This is a genomic window from uncultured Sphingomonas sp. (genome assembly GCF_964235535.1).
Classification (GTDB): domain Bacteria; phylum Pseudomonadota; class Alphaproteobacteria; order Sphingomonadales; family Sphingomonadaceae; genus Sphingomonas.
This window is the reverse complement of the sequence record NZ_CAXSBH010000032.1, coordinates 25,160-31,634: the sequence shown is the minus strand read 5'-3', so window position 1 is coordinate 31,634 and position 6,475 is coordinate 25,160. Positions and strand designations below refer to the sequence as shown.

The window sequence follows — 6,475 nt, the reverse complement described above, 5'->3', positions numbered from 1 at the left end:
CGGCATGGCGGTGTTCTTCGTCAACCTGATCTACTCGATGCTGGCGGGCAAGAAGTCGCCCGACAATCCCTGGGGCGAGGGTGCGACGACGCTGGAATGGACCCTTTCCTCGCCGCCGCCGTACCACCAGTTCGAGACTTTGCCCGTCATCGATGACGGCAAGAGCCACTAAACCGAGCGCGAGGCGCGTAGCGGAAGCTACGCGCCGGTACGGGTGAGGCGAAGCCGAGCCCGCACGCGCCCGTTCGGCTGGCGCGACTAGCGGCCGCGACCGACGCGACACGGGATCTACTCCCGCGTCCGCCCACCGTCGTCGGCGTTACTTTAGTGGCCTTCCACCGCTGCCCACGCTTTCCGCGACCCCCCGCCGCTCCTATATGTTCCGCAGCATCATGCCCCCCGCCGCCACTCTCCCGACCGTAGCCGACTGGCGCGATTTCCTCGCGCTCACCAAGCCGCGCGTCATGACGTTGGTCGTGTTCACCGGGCTCTGCGGCATGCTCGCCGCCCCCGGCGGCGTCGACCCGGTGATCGGCTTCACCGCCATCCTGTGCATCGCGCTCGGCGCGGGCGCGGCCGGCGCGCTCAACCAATGGTACGAGGCCGATCTCGACGGCCTGATGCGCCGCACGGCCCAGCGTCCGCTTCCCGCGGGCCGCATGGAGCGCGGCTCCGCGCTGCATTTCGGCGTCGGCCTTGGCGCGTTCTCCGTCCTGTTCATGCTTTTCGCGGTTAACCTGGTCGCCGCCGCGATCCTCGCCGTCTCCATCCTGTTCTACGTCCTCGTCTATACCGTCTGGCTCAAGCGGCGCACCCCGCAGAACATCGTGATCGGCGGCGCGGCCGGGGCCTTCCCGCCCTTGATCGGCTGGGCGGCGGCGACCGGCGACGTCGCGCTCCTCCCCGTCCTCCTGTTCGCGCTCGTCTTCCTATGGACGCCCCCGCATTTCTGGGCGCTCGCGCTGTATATGGAGACCGACTACAAGGCCGCGGGCGTCCCCATGCTCCCTGTCGTTGCGGGCGAGCGCGTCACCCGCCGCCAGATCGGCCTGTATACGATCCCGATGGCGGCGACCGCGCTGCTTCCCTGGATGCTCGGGCTGACCGGCTGGTTATACGGCGCGGTGGCCGCGATCACGACGGCCGTGTTCGCCGCGATGGCCTGGACCGTCGCCACCCGCACGACCGCCGCCCGGGGCGACGCGATGACGCCCGAAAAGCGGCTGTTCAAATATTCGATCCTGTACCTATTCCTCTTATTCGGCGCGCTCGTCGCCGACCGGTGGTTCGCATGACGCCCGACGACGAAGATCTGATCAGGAAGCGCCAGCGCAGCCGTTCGCTCGTGCTCGCCCTCCTCCTCGGCGCGCTCGTCCTGCTCGTCTTCGCGGTCAGCATCACTCGGATCACGCAAGGGATGGACGACGCCGCCCGCGCCGCCACCGACAAGGGGCCGTCCCAAATGCCCCGGCGGAGCGCCGTCCCATGACCCGCATCACGCGCACCGCCGTCCTCGCGGTCCTGTTCGTCTGCTTCATGACCGGCCTCGCCTTCGCCAGCGTGCCGCTCTACCGCATGTTCTGCCAGGTCACGGGGTTCGGCGGCACGACACAGCGTGGCCTGGTGGCCCCGGGCGCGGTCGGCCGCGAGGTGACGGTCCGCTTCGACGCGAACACCTCGTCGCGCCTCCCCTGGAGCTTCCGCCCCGAATCGCGCTCCGAGACGGTCGCGGTCGGCGCGCGCGACATGGTATTCTTCCAGGCGACCAACCGCGCCGCGCAAGCGGTCACCGGCACCGCCACCTTCAACGTCACGCCCACGCAAGCCGGCAAGTATTTCACCAAGATCGAATGCTTCTGCTTCACCGAACAGACGCTCAAGGCCGGCGAGAGCGTGCGCATGCCCGTCATCTTCTATGTCGATCCCAAGATGCTCGCCGACCCCGACGCGCGGGACATCGAGGATATCACCCTGTCCTACACCTTTTACCCTGTGGATTCCGCCAAGTCGGCGGGCTAGGGACGGGCGGACACCTCAATCTCGGATAAGACGATGGCCGGCGCCAAGAACCACGACTACCACATCCTACCCCCCAGCATCTGGCCGCTCTTCGGCTCGATGGCCACGCTCGTGATGGCGTCCGGCGGGCTGATGTGGCTGCACGAGGCGACCGGCGGTGGCTACGTCTTCCTGATCGGCCTGGCGGCGCTGCTCTTCACCTTCTATTCCTGGTGGGCCGACGTCGTGCGCGAGGCGCGCCACGGTGACCACACCCCCGTCGTCCAGCTCCATTTCCGTTACGGGATGATCCTGTTCATCGCGTCGGAGGTGATGTTCTTCGTCGGCTGGTTCTGGGCGTTCTTCGACTTCGCGCTGTTTCCGACCGCGCTCTCCTATGTCGACGGCCAGGTCGAACGCGCCGCCGAAGGCGCGGCCCAGCTCGCCGCCACCTGGCCGCCCAAGGGCCTGGAGGTCATCAACGCCTTCGAACTCCCGCTCCTCAACACGCTGATCCTGCTCACATCGGGCACCACGGTCACCTGGGCGCACCATGCGCTCATCCACGACCAGCGCGGCGGCGTGAAACGCGGTGCCTGGGGTCTGCTCGGCGTCGGCGACCGCGACAGCGTGCTCAAGGGCTTGTGGGTGACGGTGGCGCTCGGTGTGCTGTTCAGCGCGATCCAGGCCTACGAGTACATGCACGCGCCGTTCCCGTTCAAGGGCCTGAATTACGGCGCGGCGTTCTTCATGTCGACCGGGTTCCACGGCTTCCACGTCGCGATCGGCACCATCTTCCTGGCCGTCTGCCTGGCGCGCGCCTACCGCGGCGACTTCACCCCGCGCCAGCATTTCGGCTTCGAGGCGGCGGCCTGGTACTGGCACTTCGTCGACGTCGTGTGGCTGTTCCTGTTCGTGACCGTCTATGTCTGGGGCGGCTGGGGCGCGCCGATCCACGGCGGCTGACCGGGACGGCCGGATCGTCCTTTGAAGCGTCTCCCGCTCATCCCGACGATCATCGTCGCGCTCGCGGTGGCGACCATGATCGGCCTCGGCCTGTGGCAGCTGCTCGAGCGCCGCCCGGCCAAGCTCGCCTACATCGCCCAGCTCGCGGGCAACCCGTCCAAGCCGCCGATCGCGTTCCCGCGCGTCCCCGATCAGGCGCTGTTGTTCCGCCGGGCTACGGGTCGGTGCGCCCGGCCGGCAGGCATCGACCTGAAGGGTGCCGGCTCGGTCGGTTTCCGCTGGATCGCCCGGTGCGGCGCGAACGGTTCGACTACCCCGGACATGACGGTCCAGCTCGGCGTGACGCGCGACCCGAACGCGCGCGTCGCTTGGCGCGGCGGCGAGGTATCGGGCTTCCTGTCCAACGCGCCCGACGGTCGGTCGGCGATCGGTTCGTTGTTCAACAACGCGCCCCAGCGGCTGATGCTCGTCGCGGAGCCCGTACCCGCCGGGGTCGCGCCCGCACTGTCGCCGAACCCCGCGCCCGATCCGGCGGGAGTGCCCAACCCTCACCTATCCTACGCATTCCAATGGTTCTTCTTCGCGCTCTCGGCTGCGGTGATCTACCTGCTCGCGGTCCGAAAGCGGCTTCGACCGCAAGTTCCGGGAAGCGCCGCCGCCCGCTGAACGGTAATCGGAGCGACGAAAGGACCCGTCGCCCATGTCGTTCCGGATCTCCGCGCTGCCCATCGCCCACTTCGCCCCGCTGTTCACCCTCAGCGACGACGCGCTCATCGCCCGGGGCGCTCGCCATGTCGTCGCCGACCGCCGGCCCGGCTATCCCTGCCGCGTCAGCCTGGAGGATGCCGCGATCGGCGAGCGGCTGATCCTGGTCCATCACGAGCATCAGGCCGCCGACACGCCATTCCGCGCCGGCCACGCGGTTTATATCCGCGAGGCCGCGATGCAGGCTCACCCGGCACCGGGCGAGATCCCGGCGCTGTTCTGCCACCGCGTCCTGTCGCTGCGCGGGTTCGATGCGCACGACATGATGACCGCGGCCGACCTTTCGCCCGGCGACCGGTTGGAAACGGCGATTACCGCCATGCTCGCCGACCCGGCGGTGGCGTACGCCCATATCCATTACGCCGCCCCCGGATGCTACGCCGCGCGCGCCGACCGACTTGTCGAGGCTGCGGCGTCAGTCTAGCTGCGGCCGATGCGCTACATCAGCACGCGCGGAAACAGCCCCGCCCTCGACTTTCAGCAAGTGACGCTCGCCGGGCTCGCCCTGGACGGCGGGCTGTACGTGCCCGAGACGTGGCCGACGCTGTCCCGCGACGAGATCGCCGGGCTCGCGGGCCTCAGCTACGTCGACACCGCCGTCGCCGTCATGAAGCCCTTCGTCGGCGATGCGCTCACGACCGACGAACTGCGCGACCTGTGCGCCCGCGCCTATGCCCGCTTCGCGCACGCGGCCGTCGCGCCGCTCGTTCAGCTCGGTCACGACCAGTGGCTGCTCGAACTCTTCCACGGCCCCACCCTCGCCTTCAAGGACGTGGCACTCCAGCTCGTCGGGCTGCTGTTCGAGCGTTTCCTGTCCGGCCGCTCGGATCACCTCACCGTCATCGGCGCGACCAGCGGCGACACCGGTTCCGCCGCGATCGACGCGCTCGCCGGGCGCGAGGGAGTGGACGTGTTCATGCTTCACCCGGCGGGCCGCGTGTCTGAGGTGCAGCGGCGGCAGATGACGACCGTCCTCGCCCCCAACATCCACAATATCGCCATCGAGGGCGATTTCGACGACGCGCAAGCGTTGGTGAAAGCGATGTTCAACGACCCCGCCTTCTCGGGCCGGTTCGCGCTGTCGGCCGTGAACTCGATCAACTGGGCGCGGCTGATGGCGCAGGTCGTCTATTATTTCTACGCCGCCGTGCGCCTCGGCGCACCCGATCGCCCGGTCGCGTTCGCGGTGCCGACGGGCAATTTCGGCAACGTGTTCGCCGGCTGGGTCGCCACGAAGATGGGCCTGCCGACACCCAAGCTGATCGTCGCCACCAACGTCAACGACATCCTCCACCGCGCGCTGTCGACCGGTGACTATTCGCGTGGAACGGTCACACAGACCCACACGCCGTCGATGGACATCCAGGTCTCCTCCAACTTCGAACGCCTGCTGTTCGAGCTCGGCGGCGCGGACGGCCAGGTGTCCGCCGACCAGATGCGCGGCTTCGAGGCCACTCACGCGCTTCGCCTGACCAACCGCCAACGCGAGGGCGCGGCCGCGCTCTTCACGAGCGACCGCGTCGACCAGCACGATATGGCGTCGGCGATGCGGTGGGCCAGCGAGCATGGCGGCGAGGTGGTCGATCCGCATACCGGCATCGCGCTCGCCGCCGCCCGCCGTGCCGGGCTCGACATGCCCGTGGTCACGCTCGCCACCGCCCACCCCGCCAAGTTCCGCGACGCCGTCGAGCGCGCGACGGGCGTCCGCCCCACCCTGCCCGGCCGCCTGGGCGACCTGTTCCAGCGCGAGGAGCGCTACGCCACTCTGCCCGCCACGCTCGGCGCGGTGAGCGCCTACATCGCCGAGCGCGCGACGCCCCGGTCGTAAGGGTGGACGGATGAAGCTGCACACGATGGTCGGCGAGCCCTGGGCCGATTACGGCCTGGTGGACTCAGGCGACGGCCGCAAGCTCGAACGCTACGGCTCCCACCGCTTCATCCGCCCGGAGCCGCAGGCGCTCTGGGCACCCGCCTCCCCCGACTGGCGCGCGACCGGCGAGTTCGTCCCCGGTTCCGACGAGGACGGCGGCGGGCAATGGAGGTTCGACCAGCCCGTCCCCCGCAGCGGCTGGCCGCTCGCCTGGGAGCAGGTGCGCTTCACCGCCCAGACCACCCCCTTCCGCCATCTCGGCTTCTTCCCCGACATGGCCCCCGTCTGGACGTGGATGCGCGAACGGCTGGGGCGCGCGGAGAGTCCCGAATGCCTGAACCTGTTCGGCTACACCGGCGTAGGCACTCTCGCCCTCGCGTCCGCCGGCGCGCGCATGGTCCATGTCGACGCCTCCAAGAAATCCGTCGATGCCGCCCGCACCAACGCCAGGCTATCCGGCCTGTCCGAAGCCCCCATCCGCTGGATCGTCGAGGACGCCGCCAAATTCACCGCCCGCGAAGTCCGCCGCGCCCGCCGCTACAACGGCATCTTCCTCGACCCCCCCAAATACGGCCGCGGCCCCGACGGCGAGGTGTGGCGCCTGGAAGAACACCTCCCCGCCCTCATCGCCGACTGCCGCCGCCTGCTGGACGCCGACTCCCGCTTCCTGTTCCTCACCGTCTACGCCGTCCGCCTATCCGCCCTCGCGATCGGCGAAATGCTCACCCAAGCCCTCGCCGACCTTCCCGGCCGGGTAGAAGCCGGCGAACTCGGGGTGCGAGAGGAAGCGCGCGGGCTGGTGCTGCCGACGGCGATCTGGGCGCGGTGGTCGGGCGGGTGAGGAGAGTGCTGGCTGCAACGTCCGATTCCGACCCA

8 protein-coding genes are annotated in these 6,475 nt (G+C 69.3%); all 8 read left to right on the top strand.

All coding sequences use genetic code 11. The features are described 5' to 3' along the window. Nucleotides 1-377: 377 nt before the first annotated feature. The 8 genes from ACFE7F_RS10615 to ACFE7F_RS10580 are packed head-to-tail and all read left to right on the top strand — an operon-like array spanning nucleotide 378 to nucleotide 6,440. Nucleotides 378-1,295, top strand: a complete 918-nt coding sequence (locus ACFE7F_RS10615) for a heme o synthase (RefSeq protein WP_375403821.1) — start codon at nucleotides 378-380, stop codon at nucleotides 1,293-1,295. After that, a complete protein-coding gene (locus ACFE7F_RS10610; RefSeq protein ID WP_375403820.1) occupies nucleotides 1,292-1,489 on the top strand; it encodes a hypothetical protein in 198 nt (65 codons plus the stop codon). Before ACFE7F_RS10615 ends, ACFE7F_RS10610 begins: the two co-directional genes overlap by 4 nt. Further along, nucleotides 1,486-2,019 (top strand): cytochrome c oxidase assembly protein, encoded by a 534-nt coding sequence (locus tag ACFE7F_RS10605; RefSeq protein ID WP_375403819.1) that lies wholly within the window; start codon nucleotides 1,486-1,488, stop codon nucleotides 2,017-2,019. The genes ACFE7F_RS10610 and ACFE7F_RS10605 overlap by 4 nt, the downstream gene beginning before the upstream one ends. Before the next feature lie 33 nt (nucleotides 2,020-2,052). Then, nucleotides 2,053-2,964, top strand: coding sequence for a cytochrome c oxidase subunit 3 (locus tag ACFE7F_RS10600; RefSeq protein ID WP_375403818.1), 912 nt, complete (start codon nucleotides 2,053-2,055; stop codon nucleotides 2,962-2,964). 21 nt (nucleotides 2,965-2,985) lie between these two features. Continuing rightward, nucleotides 2,986-3,630 (top strand): SURF1 family cytochrome oxidase biogenesis protein, encoded by a 645-nt coding sequence (locus ACFE7F_RS10595; protein WP_375403817.1) that lies wholly within the window; start codon nucleotides 2,986-2,988, stop codon nucleotides 3,628-3,630. Between the two features lie 34 nt (nucleotides 3,631-3,664). Further along, entirely contained in the window at nucleotides 3,665-4,153 is a 489-nt protein-coding gene (locus tag ACFE7F_RS10590; protein ID WP_375403816.1) for a DUF1203 domain-containing protein, read from the top strand. Between the two features lie 9 nt (nucleotides 4,154-4,162). Then, the gene (gene thrC, locus ACFE7F_RS10585; protein ID WP_375403815.1) at nucleotides 4,163-5,557 is read left to right on the top strand and encodes a threonine synthase; all 1,395 of its coding nucleotides are present in this window, start codon (nucleotides 4,163-4,165) and stop codon (nucleotides 5,555-5,557) included. 10 nt (nucleotides 5,558-5,567) lie between these two features. After that, complete coding sequence (locus tag ACFE7F_RS10580; RefSeq protein ID WP_375403814.1) at nucleotides 5,568-6,440, top strand: class I SAM-dependent methyltransferase; 873 nt, start codon at nucleotides 5,568-5,570, stop codon at nucleotides 6,438-6,440. Nucleotides 6,441-6,475 lie beyond the last annotated feature (35 nt).